The following is a 19,572-nucleotide window of genomic DNA, read 5'->3' on the forward strand; positions in this document are numbered from 1 at the left end:
CTCAGTGATTCTCGGTCGTTCTTTTCTTCAGCCATACAGGAACGCGCGCAGCTTCGCGTTCGGGCTCTGCTTGATCTCCTCGAGCGGTCCCTCGACCAGAATCTTCCCCTCGTCGAGCATCGCCACCCGGTCCGCCACCAGGAAAGCGCAGCGGACGTCGTGCGTCACGACGATCGACGTCACGTGGCGCTCCCGCTGCAGCCGCCGGATGAGCTCGCTGATGGTGTCCGAGGTGAGCGGGTCGAGGCCCGTCGTCGGCTCGTCGTACACCACGATCTCGGGCTCGAGCACGATCGAGCGCGCGAGCCCGACGCGCTTCTGCATGCCGCCGGAGAGCTCGGCCGGCATCTTGTCCTCGATGCCCTCGAGCTCGATCCACGACAGCACCTCGGCGACGCGCGCTGCGATCTCGTCCTCCGAGAGCTTGCGGTGCTGACGCAGCGGGAAGGCGATGTTCTCGCCGACCGTCATCGAGTCGAAGAGCGCCGCGCCCTGGAACAGAAAGCCCGTGCGCAGCCAGACGTGCCGCCACTCGTCGATCGTCTTGAAGCGCGTCACGTCCTCGCCGTCGACCAGCACCTGACCTGCGTCGGGCGTCAGCAATCCCACCAGCATGCTCAGCAGCACCGACTTGCCCGAGCCGCTGCTGCCCATGATGACCTGGGTCTCGCCGCGGTTGACGCGCAGGTCGACGCCGCGCAGCACCTGCTTGTCGCCGAAGGACTTGTGCAGGTTGCGGAACTCGACCAGGACGCGGCCGTCGCTCGCGCCCTCCGAAGCGCTGGTCGTCGTCGGCGCGATCTTCTCAGAAGCCAAGGGAAACCAGGATCTGCGTCATGAAGACGTCGGTGATGAAGATCATCAGCGAGGCGGTGACCACGGTGTTGGTGGTCGCGCGCCCGACGCCGCTCGTGCCGCCCTCGGTGCGGAAGCCGTAGAACGACGCCGTCGTGCCCACGATCAGCCCGAAGATCACCGTCTTGCCGAGGCCGGTCAGCAGGTCGTTGAGCGTCACGTAGTAGAGCGTCGTCTCGAGGTAGGTCGACGGCGGCACGCCGCCCGCGGTCACCGCGACCAGCGCGCCGCCGAGGATGCCGAGCAGGTCGGAGATCGCCGCGAGCAGCGGCACGGCGAGCACGCAGGCGAGGATGCGCGTCGCGACCAGGTACTGCCGCGGGTCGACCGCGAGCACCTGCAGCGCGTCGATCTGGCGCGTCACCTTCATCGAGCCGAGCTCGGCGCTGATGCCCGATCCGGCGCGTCCCGCGACCATGAGCGCCGTCACCACCGGCCCGAGCTCCTTGGTGACCGACAGCCCCACCACCACCGCGACGTAGTGGACCGCGCCGAACTTGCGCAGCATGACGATCGTCTGCAGCGCGAGCACGACGCCGATCGCGAACGACGCAATCGCGGTGAGCGGCAGCGTCTTGAGGCCGATCTCGTAGAGCTGCAGCACGACGACGCGCACCGGGAAGCCGCGTCGCACGATCGTCCGCGCCGAGCTCGCGAGGAAGACGACCAGGCTGCCCACGAAGCTCGCGAGCTCGATCACCTGGCGGCCCGCGTTGGCGACGAATGTCGGTTTGGTCGGATTCATCGGCAACGTGCGCTGTGCGCGGCTTACCACGCGCTGCTGGTGCGATCTAACGACGGCGCGCGCCACCGCCGAACAGCGCGCCGATCTTGCCCGGCAGCGCCGCGAACCACTCCTCGACGGCTTCGCGCACCTGCTTGACGGCGGACGCGGGATCGGTGCGCGCGACCTGCCGCGTGACCTCGCGCGCGCACGACTCGCGCGGCGCGGTCCCCGCGAGGAACACCTCGGTGATCGCCGGACCGCAGCCCTCCGCCGCGAGCTTGCCGGACGAGGCTTCGACCGACACCAGCTCGACCCCGCGCGGCACCTCGAACTGCTCGCCCGGCAGGCCGGCGAGCGCGCGCTTCATGATCGCGGTCCACACCGGGACGGCGAGCTGGGCCGCGCCGCCGCGCAGCGGCCGGTCGTCGTCGAAGCCCACCCAGACGCCGACGACCAGCGTCGGCGTGTAGCCGACGAACCAGGCATCGCGCGAGTCGTCGCTGGTGCCGGTCTTGCCGGCGATCGCGCCGCGCAGACCGGCACGCCGCACCTGGCTCGCCGTGCCGTGGTCGACGACGCCCTCGAGCATCGAGTGCACGACGTAGGTCGCGTCCGCGCGCGCGACGTCCTCGCTGCGCTCCCCGCCCCGCAGCAGCACCACTCCCGACGGCGCCTTCACCGTCGCGATCGAGCGCGGCACGACGCGATCGCCGCCGCGCGGGAACAGCGTGTAGGCCGCCGTCACGCGCAAGAGCGAGCTCTCGAAGGCGCCGAGCGCGAGCGCCGGCACGCGCGGCAGCCCGGCGCTGACCAGCCCCAGGCGGTCGCCGAACTGCGCGATGCGCTCGACGCCGTAGCTCTCCGCGAGCTGCACCACCGGCACGTTGAGCGAGTTCTCGAGCGCGTTGCGCACCGTCACCGGGCCGCGGTAGCGGTCGTCGACGTTCTTCGGCGACCAGGTCGTGCGGTCGTAGCGCAGCGTGATCGGCTCGTCGTGCAGGATGGTCGCCGGCGTGATGCCGCTTCTCCGGTCGCCGATCGCCGCGAGATAGACGAACGGCTTGAACAGCGAGCCCACCTGACGGCGGGTGCGGATCGCACGGTCGAGCTGGCTCGCGAGGAAGTTGCGGCCGCCGACCAGCGCGCGCAGCGAGCCGTCGCGCGGGTCGAGCGCGACGACCGCGATCTGCACGGTCTCCTTGCCCGGCTGCTCGCGATCGAAGCGGCGTCCCGCCGCCTCGACCTCCTCGCTGGCGATGCGCTGCAGGCGGTAGTCGAGCGTCGTGTAGACCTCGCTGCCGAACGCGAGGCGGGTCGGGTCGAGCGCCTCCTCGCGCAGCTCGCGCCGGACCTGCTGCATGAACCAGACCTCGCTCGGCGCGCCGCGCCCCTTCGGCGGCTCGAGCTTCTCCTCGCGCGCCTTCTGCGCCTGCTCGGGCTCGATCCAGCCGAGCTCGAGCATGCGGTCGAGCACCTCGTTGCGCCGCCGGATCGCGTGCTCCGGGTGGCGCAGCGGCGAGTAGACGTTCGGCGCCCGGATCATGCCGGCGAGCAGCGCGCCCTCGGCGAGCGTCAGCTCCGAGACCGACTTGCCGAAGTAGACGGCGGCCCCTTCCGCGAAGCCGTAGATGCCGACCAGGCGATCGTGCCCGAGGTAGACGGTCGCGAGGTAGCACTCGAGGATCTCGCGCTTGTCGAAGCGCGCCTCGAGCAGCAGCGCCATCGGGATCTCGCGCAGCTTGCGGCTGATCGTCCGCTCCTGGGTCAGGAAGTGGTTCTTGACGATCTGCTGCGTGATCGTGCTGCCGCCCTGCTTCACCTCGCCCGCGAGCCAGTTGACGCGCAGCGCGCGCAGCAGCGCGCCGAGGTCGATGCCGCGGTGCGAGAGGAAGCGGTAGTCCTCGGCCGCGAGCACGGCGTCGACCACGACGGGCGGCACGTCCTCGAGACGCAGCGGACGCCGTCCCGTCCAGTGCGAGGTGAAGAGCCCCTCGAGCCGCCGCGGCTCGAGGCTGATCGTCTGCACCTGCGCGCCGTCGTCGGTCTCGATCGAGCGCACGCGCTTGCCGCCGTCGAGCTCGAGCGTCACGCGCTGCGCGGGGCGCTCGCCGTAGCCGTCGGGGTTGGGCGACGGGTTCAGGTAGATGTCGAGACGCTGCCCGGTGCGGCGGAACGTCCCCGGCTCGGTCGGACGCTCGGTGACCGCGCGGTAGCCGAGCTCCTGCAGCTCGTCGGCGATCCCGGCGGCGTCGACGTCCATGCCGACCGCGACCGCGCGCGGCGCGGCGTAGATCCGCACCGGGTGTCGCCAGCGAGCTTCGCCGAAGCCCCGCACCACCTGGCGATCGAGCAGGAACACGGCCGCACCCACCGCCACCGCGAGCAGGAGGAGCGCCCGCCGGAGGAGCCGCGGGGAGCGGCGGCGCTGCACTTCCGCGCCGGCTTCCACGCGAGCGATCTTAGAGCAGGCGCGCGGAAGCTGCGAACGCCCGGCACGCCGGAGTCGCGCCGCCGCGGCGATCGCGTGGCGTCGTGCGGGCGAGCCCGCCCGTCAGTTGAGCTGGTAGGTCGCCCGGAACCAGATCTCGTCGCGGTCGCGGAACAGGCCGAGGCCGGGGCCGAAGCCGTTGTTCTCGCTGCCGAAGGTGTGGATGTTGATGTACCGCGAGCTGAGGATGAACGAGTCGCTCACGCGGTAGACGAGGTCCGGCCAGATGCCGAGCGCGCCCCGGCCGTTCATCACGGCCGTGATGCCGGCGTTCAACTTGCCGTGCATGAAGTTCGACTCGAGGTGCGTCTGGAAGAAGTAGTCGAACACGGGGTTGTTGACGAAGTCGCAGCCGCCCGGACCGCCGTTGCAGCCCTCGACGACCGAGCCGGCCGGCGCCCCGCCCCTGCCCTGACGGATCAGCGCCGACGGCTTCAGGACGCCGCTCGCGCGGTAGTCCTTGTACTTGGTCTCGTCGGGGTTCGCGGTGAAGACGAACGCCGTCACCCAGATGAAGCTGTTCGACGGATTCAGCCAGCGGATGAAGATGTTGCGGTCGATGCCGAGCTCGCCGCGGATCAGGTTGATCTTGTCGTAGCGGCCGCAGGCCGCGAAGTTCTTCGGACCCGGCGCGTTGCACTCGGGGCTGAGGCCGCGCTCGATGTTGGTGTCGACGCGAAAGCCGGGCTGGTTGTTGAACACCTCGACCTCGGTGCGCACGATCGCGTTCAGGAGGTCGCTGTACCACGACGTCGCGGTGCCGATGACGTTGACGAGCGGGTACTCGGTGGAGGTGACGAGGCGCCCGGTGACGGGCGAGAGGCCGAGGTTGATCGCAACCGGCTCGGTCGGGAACGTCTTGTAGAACCAGACGCTGGTCGTGTAGTCGCCGATCACCGTCTGGAAGCGGACGCCCCAGCGCGAGTTGCCGGTCTTCGGCTGCGGGCGACGCTGGAACACCTCGACCGCGGGACCCGGCGCGGGCGGCGGCGCGGAGAACGGGCTGCCGCTCTGCATCTGCAGCGGCGACACCGTGGTGTCGAGCCATCCGGGAACCCAGTACGCGTCGATGAAGCCGCTCGACATCGGGCCGAGGTCGGTGAACAGCTGGTAGGTCGCGCGCAGCGTCCACAGCGGGATGCGCGCTTCGTCGATCTCGATGAACGCGCCCGGCGCGATCGTGGTGTCGAACGGATTGTTCGCGTCGAGCAGACCGATCGTGTCGGCCTCGCCCCAGGAGATCGCCTGGCGGCCGATGCGCACGAACAGCGGGCCCTTCGAGATGTTGACGTACGCCTCGTTGACGCGGATGCGGCGCGCGTAGATGTCGCGCACGTTGCGCGCGAGCGCGTTGCCCGCGATCGCCTGATTGCGCGTGTCGCCCTTGGTCTGGAACGCGCCGTGCGGACCCTGGTGAAATTTGATCTCGGCGGCGCGCTTCCGGTACTGCTTGGGGCCGAAGTCGTAGAGGCCGTCGTAGAAGCCCCACAGCGCGAGACGTCCGCTGAAGTCGTCGAGCCAGCCTTCCGGCAAGAGCGACGTCGCCTTCACCTCGAACTCGGGGTTGAAGAAGTTGCGCCACTGCATGACCTGGCCCGCGAACTTCGGCGGGTCGGTGACGAAGCGCTGGCTGTTCTCGGTCGCGAACGTCACCTGGCTGTAGGCCCGCATGCGCAGGCTCAACAGCTGGTTCTCGTCGAGGTAGAGGGCGTGCGCCTGGGAGGCGACGAGCGACGTCGTCGACGCCGCGATGATCAGGGCGATCGCACGATCGAGCTTCCGGCCGATCCCCTTGACGCACGATCGAACATCCATTGCGCCCCCTCCTGGCTCGTGGATTCAGCTTCGTCGTACTGCCCGGCTGAGCGGCGGCCGACACTATCGACGGCCCCTGGCGCGTGTCAACGAGAGCGCCATGTGCTGCGACGCGTCAGCCGTTGCAGCACGAGCATGGATGCTGCGAAGCTCCGCGCATGAGCCTCGACCTCGATCCGAAGAAGGCGGCGCTGCTCGTCGTCGAGCTGCAGAACGACATGGTGCACGAGTCGAACGTCGGGAAGCGCGGCCTCGGCGGCGCGCTCGCCGAGGCGGTGCACCGTCGCGGCGTGCTGCCGAAGGTCGCGCGACTGCTCGCCGTCGCGCGCGAGCACGCGGTGCCGGTCTTCTACATCAACGTCGCGAACAAGCCGGGCTTCCCGCGTCCGCGCGCGCGCATCTACGCGCTCGCCGCCAAGCGCGGTCCGCTGCTCGTCGAGGGCACGTGGGGCGCGCAGACGCACGAGGCCGTCAAGCCGGCGCCGCAGGACTACGTGCTCGAGCGCACCACGTCGGTCGACGGCTCGTACGGCACCGGGCTCTACGCGATCCTCGCACAGCTCCGCCGCGAGCAGCTCGCGGTCTGCGGCGTCTCGACGACGTTCGCGGTCGAGGGCATCGTGCGCGCGTCGCTCAACCGCGGCTACGAGATGTTCGTCGTCGAGGATTGCTGCGCCGGCGTGCCGCAGGAGTGGCACGACTGGTCGATCCGCAACACGCTGCCGCTGCTCGCGACGATCACGGACGCGGCCTCTCTCGAGGCCGCGATCCGCGGCTGATCGTCGACGCCAACGCTTCGGCGCTACTTCTTCGCGGTCGGGCGCGGCGTCATGTCGAGGTCCGGCGGCGGGACCTCGGGCAGCTTCCAGCGGATGTACGGCTTGTCCTTGAGCTCGTGGTACGCGTTGGCCATGTCGATGGCCTCGTGGAAGGCCTTCGCGAAGGCGTCGAAGTCCTGCGCCTCGAGCGGACCCTCGAGCGCCTTCCAGTTCTCTTCCATGTACTTGTTGAGCGCTTCCTCGTGCTTCGGACGCATGAACGCGCCGAGCTCCATCAGGCCCTTGATCTCCTTGTACTGGAACTTGGCCATCGGCCAGTTCTGCGCCTTGGCGGCGTAGTACAGCTTCCAGGTGCGCGCGCCGATCTCGGGCATGATGCGGGCAAGGCCTGGCTGGATGGTCGCAATGTCCTCAATGGTCATCGAGTTCTTGCCGCTCCAGAAGGTGAGCGCCTTGACCTTTTTCTCCAGTTCCTCGTCGGTCATCGAAGATGTCCTCCCTGCCAGGTCGTTTCCGTACCGCTCGCTACAGAGGCCTCGGCATATACGACGCTCGCGGGATGTTCCACCATCGTCGGCGCGGGCGTCTGCCACGCGCCGCGCGACGTGCTAGATCGGGGGGCATGAAGTACCGCTGCTGGTTCCAGTGCATCGACCCGGAGTGCGGCGAGAAGTACGACATCTTCGAGATCGTCTATCGCTGCCGCCGGTGCGGTGAGCTGCTCGAGGTCGAGCACGACGAGGAGCGCCTCAAGCGCACCAGCGCCGAGGGCTGGCGGCGGCTCTTCGACCGACGCATCCGCTCGACGACGTGGCCGTACGGCTCGGGCGTCTGGTGCCGGAAGGAGATGGTCCTGCCGCTCGTGCCCAACGACGACATCGTCAGCATGTACGAGGGCGGCTCGAACCTGTTCTGGGCCGAGCGTTTCGGGCGCGAGATCGGGCTGCCCGACCTGTGGGTCAAGCAGTGCGGCAACTCGCACACCGGGTCGTTCAAGGACCTCGGGATGACCGTGCTGGTGAGCGTCGTGAAGGCCATGCGCTCGCGCGGTCAGCACATCCCGGCGGTCGCCTGCGCCTCGACCGGCGACACGTCCGCCGCGCTCGCGGCGTACTGCGCGGCGGCCGGCATCCCGTCGGTCGTGCTCCTGCCGCGCAACAAGGTGTCGCTCGCGCAGCTCGTGCAGCCGATCTCGAACGGCGCCATCGTGCTGTCGCTCGACACCGACTTCGACGGCTGCATGCGCACCGTCCAGGAGCTCACCGAGAAGGAGAACATCTACCTCGCCAACTCGATGAACTCCTTGCGCATCGAGGGCCAGAAGACCGTCGGGATGGAGATCTGCCAGCAGTTCGACTGGGAGGTGCCGGACACGATCATCATCCCCGGCGGCAACCTCGGCAACGTGAGCGCGCTCGGCAAGGGCTTCCTGATGATGGAGCGCCTCGGCATGATCCACACTCGGCCGCGCATCGTGGTCGCGCAGGCCGAGCACGCAAACCCGCTCTACCTCGCGTACAAGACGGGCTTCAAGGAGTTCCGCCCGGTGCAGGCGAAGACCACGCTCGCGAGCGCCATCCAGATCGGCAATCCGGTCAGCTACAAGAAGGCGGTCCGGACGCTGCAGGAGTTCGACGGCATCGTCGAGCAGGCGAGCGAGGAAGAGCTCGCCGACGCCGCCGCGCAAGCGGACCGCACCGGAATGTTCAACTGCCCGCACACCGGCGTCGCGCTCGCCGTGCTGCTCAAGCTCTTGAAACGCGGGGTCATCGAGCGCGACGAGAAGGTGGTCGTGATCTCGACTGCACACGGACTCAAGTTCGCCGACCAGAAGGCGGCCTATCACCTCAAGCAGCTCCCCGGCATCGCGTCGCGCTTTGCGAACCAGCCGATCGAGCTGCCCAACGACCTCGGTCGCGTGCGCGACGCCCTGCACCGTCACATCGACGCGCTCGGCAACGCGACCAAGCAGTTCGTGGAGCACGCGTCGTGAGCGGACGCGCAGACGACATCAAGCGCAAGCGCCGCGCGTACACCACCGCCGTCCACGGCGGTGAGACGCGTCCGCGCCCGGCGAACGCGATCACCACGCCGATCTTCCAGACGGCGACCTACGTGTTCCGCGACACCGCCGAGCTCGTCGACTACATGTCGGGCAACATCGAGCGCGAGGAGTACGGGCGCTACGGCAACCCGACCCAGCGCATCGCCGAGCAGAAGTGCGCGGAGCTCGAGGGCGCCGAGGCCGGCCTCTCGTTCTCGAGCGGCATGGCCGCGATCACCACGACGCTGCTCGCGATCGTGCAGAGCGGACAGCACGTCATCCTCACCGACGACTGCTACCGCCGCACGCGGCAGTTCTGTCGCACCGTGCTCGCCAAGTTCGGCGTCGACGTGACGATCGTCGAGACCGGCAACGAGAAGGCGCTCGAGGAGGCGATCCGGCCGCAGACGCGCGTGCTGATCAGCGAGTCGCCGACCAACCCGTACAACAAGATCGTCGACCTCGATCGCATCGCCGAGATCGGCAAGAAGCACGGCATCCTGACGATCATCGACTCGACGCTCGCCACGCCGATCAACCAGAGCCCGATCGCGCACGGCATCGACCTCGTGCTGCACTCGGCGACGAAGTTCCTCGCCGGCCACAACGACGTGCTGGGCGGCGTGATCCTGGGCAACGCGTCGGTGATCGAGGCGATCCGGCAGTACCAGGGGGTGCTCGGCGCGATCCTCGATCCGCACGCGGCCTACCTGCTGATCCGCGGCCTGAAGACGCTGCCGTTGCGCGTCGAGCAGCACAACCGCAGCGCGCAGAAGATCGCCGAGGTGCTCGAGAAGCACCCGCGCGTCGAGCGCGTGCACTACGCGGGGCTGCCGTCACACCCCGGCCACGAGATCGCGCGCAAGCAGATGCGCGGCTTCGGCGGCGTGGTGAGCTTCGAGGTGAAGGGCGATCTGGAAGCCGCGTCGCGCGTCGTCGACGCCGTGAAGATCCCGCAGATCGCGCCGTCGATGGGCGGCGTCGAGTCGCTGATCGAGCAGCCCGCGCTGATGAGCTTCTTCGAGCTCACCACCGAGGAGCGCCTCGCGATCGGCATCAAGGACAACCTGGTCCGGCTGTCGGTCGGGCTCGAGGACACCGACGACCTGATCGAGGACCTGCTGCAGGCGCTCGGGTGAGCGCGCTCGCGCGAGGGGTCGCACGGCCCCTCGCCGCCCGAGCGCTCGTCGCCTCGTACGCCGCGCTCTCAGTCGTCCCCGACGGTCTCCCAGCGCACCTCCCAGAACTCCGGCACCGGCGGCTTGAGCTCGAAGTGGCCGCCGAAGCAGTCGAAGCTCGGTCGGTGCATGAGACGGTCGTTCAGCAAGCGCAGGTACTCGGCGAGCGGCTGACCCGCGGGCGGCGTGCCGATGTCGAGGCGCTTCGCCTGACCGCACTTCTTGCAGCGCACGTCGACCTTCACGGGTAGCGCACCCACTCGAGCGACAGGCCGTGCGGCGGCGCGGGCGGGGCCGCGAGACGGCGGTCGCGCGCCGCGAGCAGCTCGCGCATCCAGGAGACCGGCTTTCGCCCACGTCCGATCTCGACGAGCTGGCCGACGACGTTGCGCACCATGTGACGCGCGAACGAGTTCGCCTCGACCGCGTAGCGCACGATCTCGCCGTCGCGCTCGACGTCGCTGCGCACGACCACCCGGACGCTCGGACGCGGCACGTTGTCCGCACCCTGGAAGCTCGCGAAGTCGTGCTCGCCGACGAGCACCGCGGCGGCCTCCGCCATCGCCGCGACGTCGAGCGGCTCGCGCACGTGCCACGCCGTGCGCAGCTCGAATGGCGAGCGCACCTCGTGGTTCCAGATGCGGTAGAGGTACGCGCGCCGGATCGCGTCGCGGCGCGGATCGAAGTCGGGACGCGTGCGCTCGAGCGTGCGCAGGACGATGTCCTGCGGCAGCACGGCGTTGACCGAGCGCCAGACCCGCTCGAGCGGCGAGCGTCCGTCGCGCGCGCCGGGCTCGGGCGCCTCCGCGAGGTCCGCCGTCGCGTCGAAGGCGATCACCTGCCCGCGCGCGTGCACGCCGGCGTCGGTGCGGCCGGCCGCCGCGATGCGGATCGGCTCGCGCAGGACCGTCGACAGCGCCTTCTCGATCGTCTGCTGCAAGGTCGGGCCCTCGCTCTGCGCCTGCCAGCCTCGGTACGCGGTGCCGTCGTAGGCGACCACGGCACGGTAGCGCATCGCTCCCGGGTCAGCGCAGCTCGCGCAGCGCGATCTCGAGCGTCGCGACCAGCGTCAAGCCGAGGCCCTTGCGCAGGTCGTCGAACGCGAGCCAGAAGGCGAGCGCCCGCGGGTCGCGCGGCAAGGTGCGCAGCCGCGCGACGTGCACCGCCTCCGAGCCGTTGACGTCGACCGGGCCGGGCGTCTGGTCGTGCAGCAGGTCGGGCTCGTCGCCGTCGAGCTCCTCTTCGTCCTCGTCGGGCTCGGCGCTGTCGTCGTCCTCGTCCGGAAGCGTCTCCGCCCCGTCGCCCGAGCCGATGGGCGGCTCCGGCAGGACGACGCCTCGCCCCTCGCGCAGGAGCTTCGTCGCCTCGTCGAGCGTCAGCTCGTTCGCGAGCTCGACGAACACCGCCTGCGCGGTGCCGGCGAAGACCGGGATGCGCACGACGGTCGCGGCGACGTCGATCGGAGCGTCGAACAGCGTCGTGATCTCACGCGCGAGCCGACGCTCGTCGACCGACCAGCCCTCGCCCTCGAGCGACGACGGCTGCGGACGCGCGTTGAAGGCGAGCTGCTCCGGCGACTCGCGACGGTCGATGCCGCGGCCCTGCATCAGGGTGACGGACTGGCGCGACAGCTCGTCCATCGCCTCGCGGCCGCGCAGCGAGGCGGACTCGAAGACCGTCGTGACCACGCGACGCACGGTCGCGGCCTCGTGCAGCGGCGCGAGCGCGGCCGCGAGACCGGCCGTGTGCGGCCCGGGGATCGCGAGCACGCGCTCCTTCGCGAGCTCCTTGACGCTCGCCGCGTTGACCTCCGGCAGCACGAGCGGCGCACCGAGCTCGTCGCGCGAGAACGGCGACGCGTCGATCACGATCGCGCCCTGCTCGCGCGCCTCGGGGACGAGAGCGCGCGCGAGCTCGCCGTCGCCGAGGAACAGCGCGACGTCGACGCCGCCGAGGCTACCCGCGACGGCCGGCTCGACGCGCACGTCCCAGCCGGCCGCCTCGATCGCCTCGCCGGCGAGCGACTCGTCGGCGAGCACGCGCAGCCCCGTGAGGTCGAAGCCCCGGGCGGCGAGGACGTCGATCAGCTCGGAGGCGACCTCGGTGGTCGCGCCGACGATCGCGATGCGCACGGCGTCGCTCACGCTCGAAACCTCCTAGCCCTCGATCTCCGCGCGCACCGCGGCGCCCATCTCCTGCGTCGAGAGCGCGCGCTCGCCCGGCGCGGCGAGGTCCGCCGTGCGCAGCCCGCGCGCGAGCACGCGGTCGACCGCGCCTTCGATCATCGCGGCCCCCTCCTCGTGCGCGAGCGAGAAGCGCAGCAGCAGCGCCGCGGAAAGGATCGCGGCGAGCGGATTGGCGATGCCCTTCCCCGCGATGTCGGGCGCGCTGCCGTGGATCGGCTCGTAGAGGCCGAAGATCGCCGTGCGCTCGCCGATCTGGCGGCGGCGCTCGCCGAGCGAGGCCGACGGCAGAAGCCCCATCGACCCGGGCAGCATCGCCGCCTCGTCGGTCAGGATGTCGCCGAACATGTTCTCGGTGACGATGACGTCGAAGTCGCGCGGTCGGCGGATCAGGTGCATCGCCATCGCGTCGACCAGCACGTCCTCGTAGGCGACGTCGGGGTTCTCGGCCGCGACCTCGTGCGCGACCTCGCGCCACAGCCGCGACGAGCTCAGCACGTTCGCCTTGTCGACCGAGGTCACCTTCTTGCGACGCCCGCGCGCGAGGTCGAACGCGACCTGCACGACCCGCCGCACCTCCTGCTCGGTGTAGAAGAGCGTGTCGACCGCCTCGCGACCGGCCTTCCCTTCGCGACGCTCGCTGGGCTTGCCGAAGTAGATGCCGCCGGTGAGCTCGCGGATCACCAGGATGTCGACGCCGCTCACCACCTCCGGCTTGAGCGTCGAGGCGGAGATCAGCGCCTCGACCGTCTTGACCGGGCGGAGGTTCGCGAACAGACCGAGCTCCTGCCGGATGCCGAGCAGCGCCTGCTCGGGACGCACCTTGGCCTTCGGGTCGTCCCACTTCGGGCCGCCGACGGCGCCGAGCAGCACGGCGTCGGACTGCTGCGCGAGGCGCAGCGTCGCCTCGGGCAGCGGGATGCCGACGTCGTCGATCGCGCGGCCGCCGATGATCGCCTCCTCGAACTCGAGGGTGAGGCCGGTGCGCTTCGCGACCGTGCGCAGGCAGGCCACGGCCTCGGCCGTCACCTCGGGGCCGATGCCGTCGCCGGGAAGGACTGCGATGCGATGGGGATGCGTCATGGCTCAGGGTCCGTGCTCGGAGTCGACCGGGCGGTAGGTCCGCAGGTACTCGAGCTTGTTCAGGGCAGAGAGATAGGCGAGCGCGCTCGCCACGATGATGTCGGTGTGCGCGCCTTGTCCGGTCGCCACCGTTTCGCCGTCGCGCAGCAGGCACGACACCTCGCCCTGCGCGTCGGTGCCGCCGGTGATCGCCTTGACGACGTAGCGGTCGAGCTGCGGCACGCGGCCGCCGAAGCGCTCGACGACCTCGGCGAGCGCGTTGTAGGTCGCGTCGACGACGCCGTCGCCGGTGGCGCTGGCCTCGGCTTCACCCTCGCCGACGCGCACCTTGATCCTCGCCTGCGGCGGCCCGCTCGTGCTCGACGACGCCTCGAGCGAGATCAGCTCGTAGCGCTTCGGCACGCGCGTCGACTCCTCGGCGACGATCGCGACCAGGTCCTCGTCGTAGACGTTCTTCTTGCGGTCGGCGAGCGCCTTGAACGCGGCGAACGCCTTGTTGACGTCGAGCTCGGGGTGGAACAGCCCCAGCGTCTTCAGGCGGTCGACGAACGCGGCGCGTCCCGAGTGCTTGCCCAGCACGAGGCTGTTCGACGGACGCCCGATCTTCTCGGGCTTCATGATCTCGTAGTTCAGCTTGTGCTTGAGCACGCCGTCCTGGTGGATGCCCGCCTCGTGCGCGAACGCGTTCTCGCCGACGATCGGCTTGTTGATCGGCACCGCGATGCCGGTCACCTGCGTCAAGAGCCGGCTCGCGCGGTAGATCTGCTCGGTGCGGATGTTGGTCTTGAGCCCGAAGTAGTCGGCGCGGGTGTCGAGCGCCATCACCACCTCTTCCATCGAGGTGTTGCCGGCGCGCTCGCCGATGCCGTTGATCGTGCACTCGACCTGACGCGCGCCGCCGCGCACCGCGGCGAGCGAGTTCGCGACCGCCATGCCGAGGTCGTTGTGACAGTGCGTGCTCCAGGTCACGCGGTCCGCGCCCGGCACCTTGCTGCGCAGGTACTCGAACAGCTCCTTGAGCTGCTCGGGGATCGCGTAGCCGGTCGTGTCGGGGACGTTGCACACCGTCGCGCCCATGCGGATCGCCTCGGTGAAGACCTCCACCAGGTAGTCCGGGTCGCTGCGCGACGCGTCCTCGGCCGAGAACTCGACGTGGTCGACGTGCTTCTTCGCGAGATCGACCGCCCAGCCCGCGGCCTCGAGCACCTGCTGCCGGCTCATCATGAGCTTGTGCTTCAGGTGGATGTCCGAGGTGGCGATGAAGACGTGGATGCCGGGGTGCTTGGCCTTCTCGACCGCGCGCACCGCGCGCAGGATGTCGGCTTCCTTGGTGCGCGCGAGGCTCAGCACCACGGGCGTCGAAACGGCCGCGGCCACCGCCTGCACGGCCGCGAAGTCGCCCTCGCTCGAGGCGGCGAAGCCCGCCTCGATGACGTCGACCCCGAGCTCTTCGAGCTGGCGGGCGATCGCCAGCTTCTCCTCGACGTTCATCGTCGCGCCCGGCGATTGCTCGCCGTCGCGCAGCGTCGTGTCGAAGATCCGAACTACGTCTGTACCGGGTTGCTCCATGTTCGACCCTTTCCCGCCGCGGTAGCTCGAATTGCCCGGGAGCTCACCCACCCCGCCGCTCGACCTCTAGAGACAAAAACGCCACGGGGCCAACTGTGAGCGCCCGTGGCGAAATCGGCGGAGCGGCGTGCTTCCCTCTTTGCGGGAAACAGCTATCCGGCCAGCGCCAGGGGCGCGCATCTAAGGGAGAGTCCCGCGAGTGCGGACCCCAGACCGGCCTGGCACCGTGCCGTGCTCATCACTCTTCGCTTAGAAGTGCGTGAGCGGCGTGTCAAGGTGACGCGCCGCGTGCTGCTTGCCGCTCCAAGGGGATCTTGGTATCGCAACTAACGCGTATTTCGGCCGTGCGGGGCAGATCGTCGGCAACCCAGTCGGCCCCTCCCGAGCCTCGGGACCGCGACGGGTGCCGCTCAGACCAACCTTCGCCACGAGGAGCGAGAATGATCGAGCGATGGACAAGAGGCGTACGTCGGACGACCGTGCTTGTCGCCGCTGCAGCTCTGCTGACGCCGGCAATCGCCACGGCACAGGGAAAGATCACGGGTAAGGTCAAGTTCGAGGGCACGCCGCCTGCGCCGGCGAAGCTCAAGATGGACGCCGATCCCGTGTGCGCGCAGGCCCACCCGGACGGCGCCGTCTCCGAGGACATCGTCGTCGGCGAGGGTGGCGGTCTGCAGAACGTGTTCGTGTACCTCAAGGAAGTGCCGGGCGACTTCCCCGCGAAGACCGAGCCGGCCGTGATCGATCAGAAGGGCTGCCTCTACACGCCGCGCGTCATCGGCCTGCAGACCGGCCAGCCGCTCAAGTTCCTCAACAGCGACCCGACGCTGCACAACGTGCACGGCATGCCGAAGAACAACCCGGGCTGGAACTTCGCCATGCCGAAGTTCGTCAAGCAGAAGGAAACCAAGGACCTGACCAAGCCCGAGGTCATGGTCGCCGTCAAGTGCGACGTCCACCCGTGGATGGCGGGCTACATCGGCGTCCTGCCGCACCCCTTCTTCGCGGTCACCGGCAACGACGGCAGCTTCACGATCGAGAACGTCCCGCCGGGCGAGTACGAGATCATCGCCTGGCAGGAGAAGCTCGGCACGCAGAGCGGAAAGGTGAAGGTCGACGCGGGCGGCACCGCCACCAGCGACTTCACCTTCAAGGCGTCCTGACGACCCGAGACGTTCTACACCCGAGCTGAACCCGTGCAGGCCGCGTTGTTCTGGCTGACCGGGGGCGCGTTCTTCGCGCTCCAGCTCGGGATGTTGCTGTACCTTCTCTACGCGAGGCCCGCGGCGGGCCTCGCCTCCGGCGACGGACGCCGGCACCGCGACGAGATCGTCTGGACGCTGGTGCCGGCGTCGCTCGTCGTCGCCATTGCGCTGATGGTGACGGGGCTGACGGCCGCGCCGTGGTCGCGCGTCCGCACCGCGAGCGCTCCGGACATGGCGGTCGAGGCCAAGCTGCACGGGATCCAGCTCGTGCACCGCGCCGCATCGAGGTAGTTGCGATGCAGCGAAGCATGGCCCTGGCCACGCCGACGTCCCGCTTCTCCGACTACGTGGAGCTGGCGAAGCCGCGCATCACGCTGATGGTGGTCCTCACCACGGCGGCCGGCTTCTACCTCGGCGCGCGACCGTCGGTCGACTTCCTCGCCCTGCTGCACACGCTGCTCGGCACGAGCCTGGTCGCGTCGGCGGCGAGCGCGCTCAACCAGGTCCTCGAGCGCGACACCGACGCGCGGATGGAGCGCACCCGCACCCGTCCCATTCCGGCGGGTCGCATCGAGCCCGGCACCGCGCTCGGCTTCGGCATCGCGCTCGCGATCATCGGTGGCGTGTACCTGGCGGCCGCGGTGAACGTGCTCACCGCGACCGTCGGCATCGTCACGCTGCTGCTGTACGTGCTCGTCTACACGCCGCTCAAGCGCTACTCGTCGCTGTGCACGATCGTCGGCGCGGTGCCCGGCGCCCTGCCCCCGGTCATGGGCTGGACGGCGGCGACCGGCGTGCTGAGCGCCGAGGCCTGGGTGCTGTTCGGGATCCTGTTCTTCTGGCAGCTGCCGCACTTCCTCGCGATCGCCTGGAACCACCGCGAGGACTACGCGCGCGGCGACCAGCCGATGCTGCCGGTCGCGGATCCGAGCGGCGCGAGCACCGCGCGGCAGATCGTCCTCTACTGCATGGCGCTGATCCCGGTCAGCCTCGCGCCCACGATCATGCACCTCACTGGCGAGCTCTACTTCTACGGCGCGCTGCTGCTCGGCGTCGCGTACCTGCTCGCGGGCATCCACGCCGCGCGCAAGCTCACGCGCGACGCCGCGCTGACGCTGCTGCGTGTCTCGGTGATCTACTTGCCAGCGCTGCTCGCGCTGATGACCTTCGACAAGGTGCCGCTCTGAACGAGGCGGCCTCCGGGTACACCGGACAGCAAGACGAGATCCTCGCGGTCGACGGGCTGCGCCACAGCTACGGCGACACGCTCGCGCTCGACGGGCTCTCGTTCACGGTGCGGCGCGGCGAGATCTTCGGCCTGCTCGGTCCGAACGGCGGCGGCAAGACGACGCTGTTCCGCATCCTGTCGACGCTGCTCGCCCCGACCGGGGGCCGTGCCTCGATCGGCGGGCACGACGTCGTGCGCGAGCCGCACGCGGTACGACGTCAGATCGGCGTCGTGTTCCAGTCGCCGAGCCTCGACGTCAAGCTGACCGTCCGCGAGAACATGCGTCACCAGGGCCACCTGTACGGCCTCTCCGGCGCGGCCCTCGAGGAGCGCATCGACGAGATGCTCGGACGCGTCGCGATGCGCGACCGCGCCGACGCGCGCGTCGAGACCCTGTCCGGCGGCATGCGGCGCCGCGTCGACCTCGCCAAGGGTCTGCTGCACCGCCCTGCCCTCGTCCTGCTCGACGAGCCGACCACCGGCCTCGACCCAGGCGCGCGCCTCGACCTCTGGGAGTACGTGCGCGAGGCGCGCGAGCGCGACGGCCTCTCGGTGCTGATCACGACGCACCTGATGGAGGACGCCGAGCGCTGCGATCGCCTGCTGATCATCGACCGCGGTCGCATCGTCGCTCTCGACACGCCGGACGTGCTGCGCGACAGCGTCGGCGGCGACGTGATCGTCGCCCGCACGCGCGATCCCGCGGCGCTCGCCGCGAAGGTCCGCGAGCGCTTCGGCCAGGAGGCGAGCGTCGTCGACGGCACCGTGCACATCCGACGCCCGCGCGGCCACGAGTTCGTGCCCGCGCTGTTCGACGCCTTCCCCGGCCAGATCGAGGCGGTCAGCGTCGGCAAGCCGACCCTCGAGGACGTTTTCATCCAGCGCACCGGGCATCGCCTGTGGGACAGTGAGCGCTGAGGGGCTTTCGCTATGATGCGTCCCATGGACACGCTGATCCGCCCGACGCTGACCCTGTGGCAGCGGGAGATCGTGCGCTTCTACCGCCAGCGGAGCCGCATCGTCGGCGCGCTCGCGACGCCGGTGCTGTTCTGGATGCTGCTGGGCTCGGGCTTCGCAGAGTCCTTCCGTCCGGCCGGCAGCGAGGGTGTCGGCTACGCGGAGTACTTCTACCCGGGCACGATCGTGCTGGTGGTGCTGTTCACCGCGATCTTCTCGACGATCTCGGTGATCGAGGATCGGCGCGAGGGCTTCCTGCAGGCGGTGCTCGTGGCCCCCGTCGCGCGCTCGACCATCGTGCTCGGCAAGATCCTCGGCGGCACGACGCTCGCGCTCGGGCAAGCGCTGCTGCTGCTCGCCGCGGCCCCGCTGCTCGGGCTGCGGCTCGGCGTCTTCGACCTCGTGCTGGCGGTCGCGGTGCTCTTCGTCGTCGCATTCGCGCTCACCACGCTGGGCTTCCTGATCGCGTGGCGGATGGACTCGACGCAGGGCTTCCACGCGATCATGAACCTCGTGCTGATCCCGATGTGGCTGCTGTCGGGCGCGTTCTTTCCGGCGGCGGGCGCGTCGCCCTGGCTGCGCGCTCTGATGATGCTGAACCCGCTGACCTACGGCGTCGCGGCGCTACGCCGTTGCCTGTACGCCGGCACGGCGACCGTCGGCGCGGACGTGCCGGCGCTCGCGCTGTCGCTGCTCGTCACGTGTGCGTTTGCGGCGCTGACCTTCCTCGCGGCCCGCGCCCTCGCCTCGCGGCCGCTCGACGTGGGGCTCGCGTGACGGTCGCGAGCGAGAGCCGCCGCATCGGGCCCGCGGCCGGCGCGAGGCGCTCCTCGGCTGCCCGGACGGGTCTCGTGCTCGCCGCGCTGCTGCTGGTCGCAGGCGGCGCGTCGCTGTGGTTCAGCGTGACGGCGCGCCGCGCGAGCGACGAGCCGCTGCCGGTGCTCTCGACCGTGCCCGACTTCTCGTTGATCGAGGCGTCGGGCCGTCCGATCACGCGCCAGGACCTCGCCGGCAACCCGTGGGTCGCGGACCTCGTGTTCACGCACTGCGCGGCGATCTGCCCGATGATGACCGCGGAGATGTCGCGCCTCGTGCAGCAGAGCGACGACGTCCCGGAGGTCAAGTTCGTCTCGATCAGCGTCGACCCCGAGCGCGACACGCCCGAGGTGCTCACCGCTTACGCCGAGCGCCACGGCGCCGACCGCTCGCGCTGGCTCTTCCTCACCGGCGACGAGACGGAGATCCGCCGCCTCGCGCTCGAGGGGCTGCGGCTCCCGGTCGCCGACGGCAACGTCGCGGCGGGCGAGGATCCGATCCTGCACAGCCAGCGCTTCGTCCTGGTCGACGCGGAGTCGCGCGTGCGCGGCACGTACGACGTGCGCGACCCGGAGGCGATGCTGAAGCTGCGCGGCGACCTGCGCCGCGTGCGCGACGAGCAGCGCGCGCGCTGAAGCGCGCTCC

At 70.0% G+C, this 19,572-nt stretch carries 19 protein-coding genes; 9 read left to right on the forward strand and 10 right to left on the reverse strand.

Translation table 11 applies throughout. From position 1 onward, the window contains the following. Nucleotides 1–27: 27 nt before the first annotated feature. The 4 genes from VIS07_01905 to VIS07_01920 form a co-directional block, all read right to left on the reverse strand. Nucleotides 28–816, reverse strand: coding sequence for an ABC transporter ATP-binding protein (locus VIS07_01905; GenBank protein ID HEY8514248.1), 789 nt, complete (start codon nucleotides 814–816; stop codon nucleotides 28–30). Beyond that, entirely contained in the window at nucleotides 806–1,600 is a 795-nt protein-coding gene (locus VIS07_01910) for an ABC transporter permease (protein ID HEY8514249.1), read from the reverse strand. The genes VIS07_01905 and VIS07_01910 overlap by 11 nt, the downstream gene beginning before the upstream one ends. Nucleotides 1,601–1,646: 46 nt before the next feature. Beyond that, nucleotides 1,647–4,031, reverse strand: a complete 2,385-nt coding sequence (locus VIS07_01915; protein ID HEY8514250.1) for a PBP1A family penicillin-binding protein — start codon at nucleotides 4,029–4,031, stop codon at nucleotides 1,647–1,649. A gap of 102 nt (nucleotides 4,032–4,133) precedes the next feature. Then, nucleotides 4,134–5,885 carry a DUF1302 family protein gene (locus VIS07_01920; protein HEY8514251.1) on the reverse strand — a complete coding sequence of 584 codons (1,752 nt, stop codon included), beginning with the start codon at nucleotides 5,883–5,885 and terminating at the stop codon, nucleotides 4,134–4,136. 158 nt (nucleotides 5,886–6,043) lie between these two features. On the opposite strand from VIS07_01920, the gene VIS07_01925 reads away from it, so the two are divergent. Further along, complete coding sequence (locus VIS07_01925) at nucleotides 6,044–6,664, forward strand: cysteine hydrolase (protein HEY8514252.1); 621 nt, start codon at nucleotides 6,044–6,046, stop codon at nucleotides 6,662–6,664. Nucleotides 6,665–6,687: 23 nt separating this feature from the next. On the opposite strand, the gene VIS07_01930 is transcribed toward VIS07_01925, so the two are convergent. Next, complete coding sequence (locus tag VIS07_01930) at nucleotides 6,688–7,149, reverse strand: hypothetical protein (protein HEY8514253.1); 462 nt, start codon at nucleotides 7,147–7,149, stop codon at nucleotides 6,688–6,690. A 137-nt stretch (nucleotides 7,150–7,286) separates the two neighbouring features. Here VIS07_01930 and thrC point away from each other — a divergent pair, with 137 nt between their 5' ends. Both thrC and VIS07_01940 read left to right on the forward strand, forming a co-directional pair. After that, nucleotides 7,287–8,657, forward strand: a complete 1,371-nt coding sequence (thrC, locus tag VIS07_01935; protein HEY8514254.1) for a threonine synthase — start codon at nucleotides 7,287–7,289, stop codon at nucleotides 8,655–8,657. Beyond that, nucleotides 8,654–9,847, forward strand: a complete 1,194-nt coding sequence (locus tag VIS07_01940) for an aminotransferase class I/II-fold pyridoxal phosphate-dependent enzyme (GenBank protein ID HEY8514255.1) — start codon at nucleotides 8,654–8,656, stop codon at nucleotides 9,845–9,847. The genes thrC and VIS07_01940 overlap by 4 nt, the downstream gene beginning before the upstream one ends. Before the next feature lie 68 nt (nucleotides 9,848–9,915). On the opposite strand, the gene VIS07_01945 is transcribed toward VIS07_01940, so the two are convergent. From VIS07_01945 to VIS07_01965, 5 genes are read right to left on the reverse strand one after another with little or no spacing between them, the layout of a single operon-like run. After that, on the reverse strand, nucleotides 9,916–10,131 hold the full coding sequence (locus tag VIS07_01945) for a hypothetical protein (protein HEY8514256.1): 216 nt from the start codon (nucleotides 10,129–10,131) through the stop codon (nucleotides 9,916–9,918). Then, on the reverse strand, nucleotides 10,128–10,901 hold the full coding sequence (gene truA, locus VIS07_01950) for a tRNA pseudouridine(38-40) synthase TruA (GenBank protein HEY8514257.1): 774 nt from the start codon (nucleotides 10,899–10,901) through the stop codon (nucleotides 10,128–10,130). Before truA ends, VIS07_01945 begins: the two co-directional genes overlap by 4 nt. Nucleotides 10,902–10,911: 10 nt before the next feature. Continuing rightward, on the reverse strand, nucleotides 10,912–12,030 hold the full coding sequence (locus VIS07_01955; protein ID HEY8514258.1) for an Asd/ArgC dimerization domain-containing protein: 1,119 nt from the start codon (nucleotides 12,028–12,030) through the stop codon (nucleotides 10,912–10,914). A 12-nt stretch (nucleotides 12,031–12,042) separates the two neighbouring features. Further along, entirely contained in the window at nucleotides 12,043–13,152 is a 1,110-nt protein-coding gene (leuB, locus tag VIS07_01960; GenBank protein ID HEY8514259.1) for a 3-isopropylmalate dehydrogenase, read from the reverse strand. Between the two features lie 3 nt (nucleotides 13,153–13,155). Next, on the reverse strand, nucleotides 13,156–14,721 hold the full coding sequence (locus tag VIS07_01965; protein HEY8514260.1) for a 2-isopropylmalate synthase: 1,566 nt from the start codon (nucleotides 14,719–14,721) through the stop codon (nucleotides 13,156–13,158). Nucleotides 14,722–15,200: 479 nt separating this feature from the next. Here VIS07_01965 and VIS07_01970 point away from each other — a divergent pair, with 479 nt between their 5' ends. The 6 genes from VIS07_01970 to VIS07_01995 are packed head-to-tail and all read left to right on the forward strand — an operon-like array spanning nucleotide 15,201 to nucleotide 19,562. Beyond that, nucleotides 15,201–15,884 carry a carboxypeptidase regulatory-like domain-containing protein gene (locus VIS07_01970; protein ID HEY8514261.1) on the forward strand — a complete coding sequence of 228 codons (684 nt, stop codon included), beginning with the start codon at nucleotides 15,201–15,203 and terminating at the stop codon, nucleotides 15,882–15,884. A gap of 33 nt (nucleotides 15,885–15,917) precedes the next feature. Then, nucleotides 15,918–16,217 (forward strand): hypothetical protein, encoded by a 300-nt coding sequence (locus VIS07_01975; GenBank protein HEY8514262.1) that lies wholly within the window; start codon nucleotides 15,918–15,920, stop codon nucleotides 16,215–16,217. Nucleotides 16,218–16,234: 17 nt separating this feature from the next. Further along, complete coding sequence (gene cyoE / locus VIS07_01980) at nucleotides 16,235–17,113, forward strand: heme o synthase (protein ID HEY8514263.1); 879 nt, start codon at nucleotides 16,235–16,237, stop codon at nucleotides 17,111–17,113. Nucleotides 17,114–17,169: 56 nt separating this feature from the next. After that, nucleotides 17,170–18,072 carry an ATP-binding cassette domain-containing protein gene (locus VIS07_01985; protein ID HEY8514264.1) on the forward strand — a complete coding sequence of 301 codons (903 nt, stop codon included), beginning with the start codon at nucleotides 17,170–17,172 and terminating at the stop codon, nucleotides 18,070–18,072. Nucleotides 18,073–18,096: 24 nt separating this feature from the next. Further along, nucleotides 18,097–18,888 (forward strand): ABC transporter permease, encoded by a 792-nt coding sequence (locus VIS07_01990; GenBank protein HEY8514265.1) that lies wholly within the window; start codon nucleotides 18,097–18,099, stop codon nucleotides 18,886–18,888. Beyond that, nucleotides 18,885–19,562 carry an SCO family protein gene (locus tag VIS07_01995; protein ID HEY8514266.1) on the forward strand — a complete coding sequence of 226 codons (678 nt, stop codon included), beginning with the start codon at nucleotides 18,885–18,887 and terminating at the stop codon, nucleotides 19,560–19,562. Before VIS07_01990 ends, VIS07_01995 begins: the two co-directional genes overlap by 4 nt. Nucleotides 19,563–19,572 lie beyond the last annotated feature (10 nt).

The organism is Candidatus Binatia bacterium (genome assembly GCA_036563615.1).
Taxonomy (GTDB): domain Bacteria; phylum Desulfobacterota; class Binatia; order UBA12015; family UBA12015; genus DATCMB01.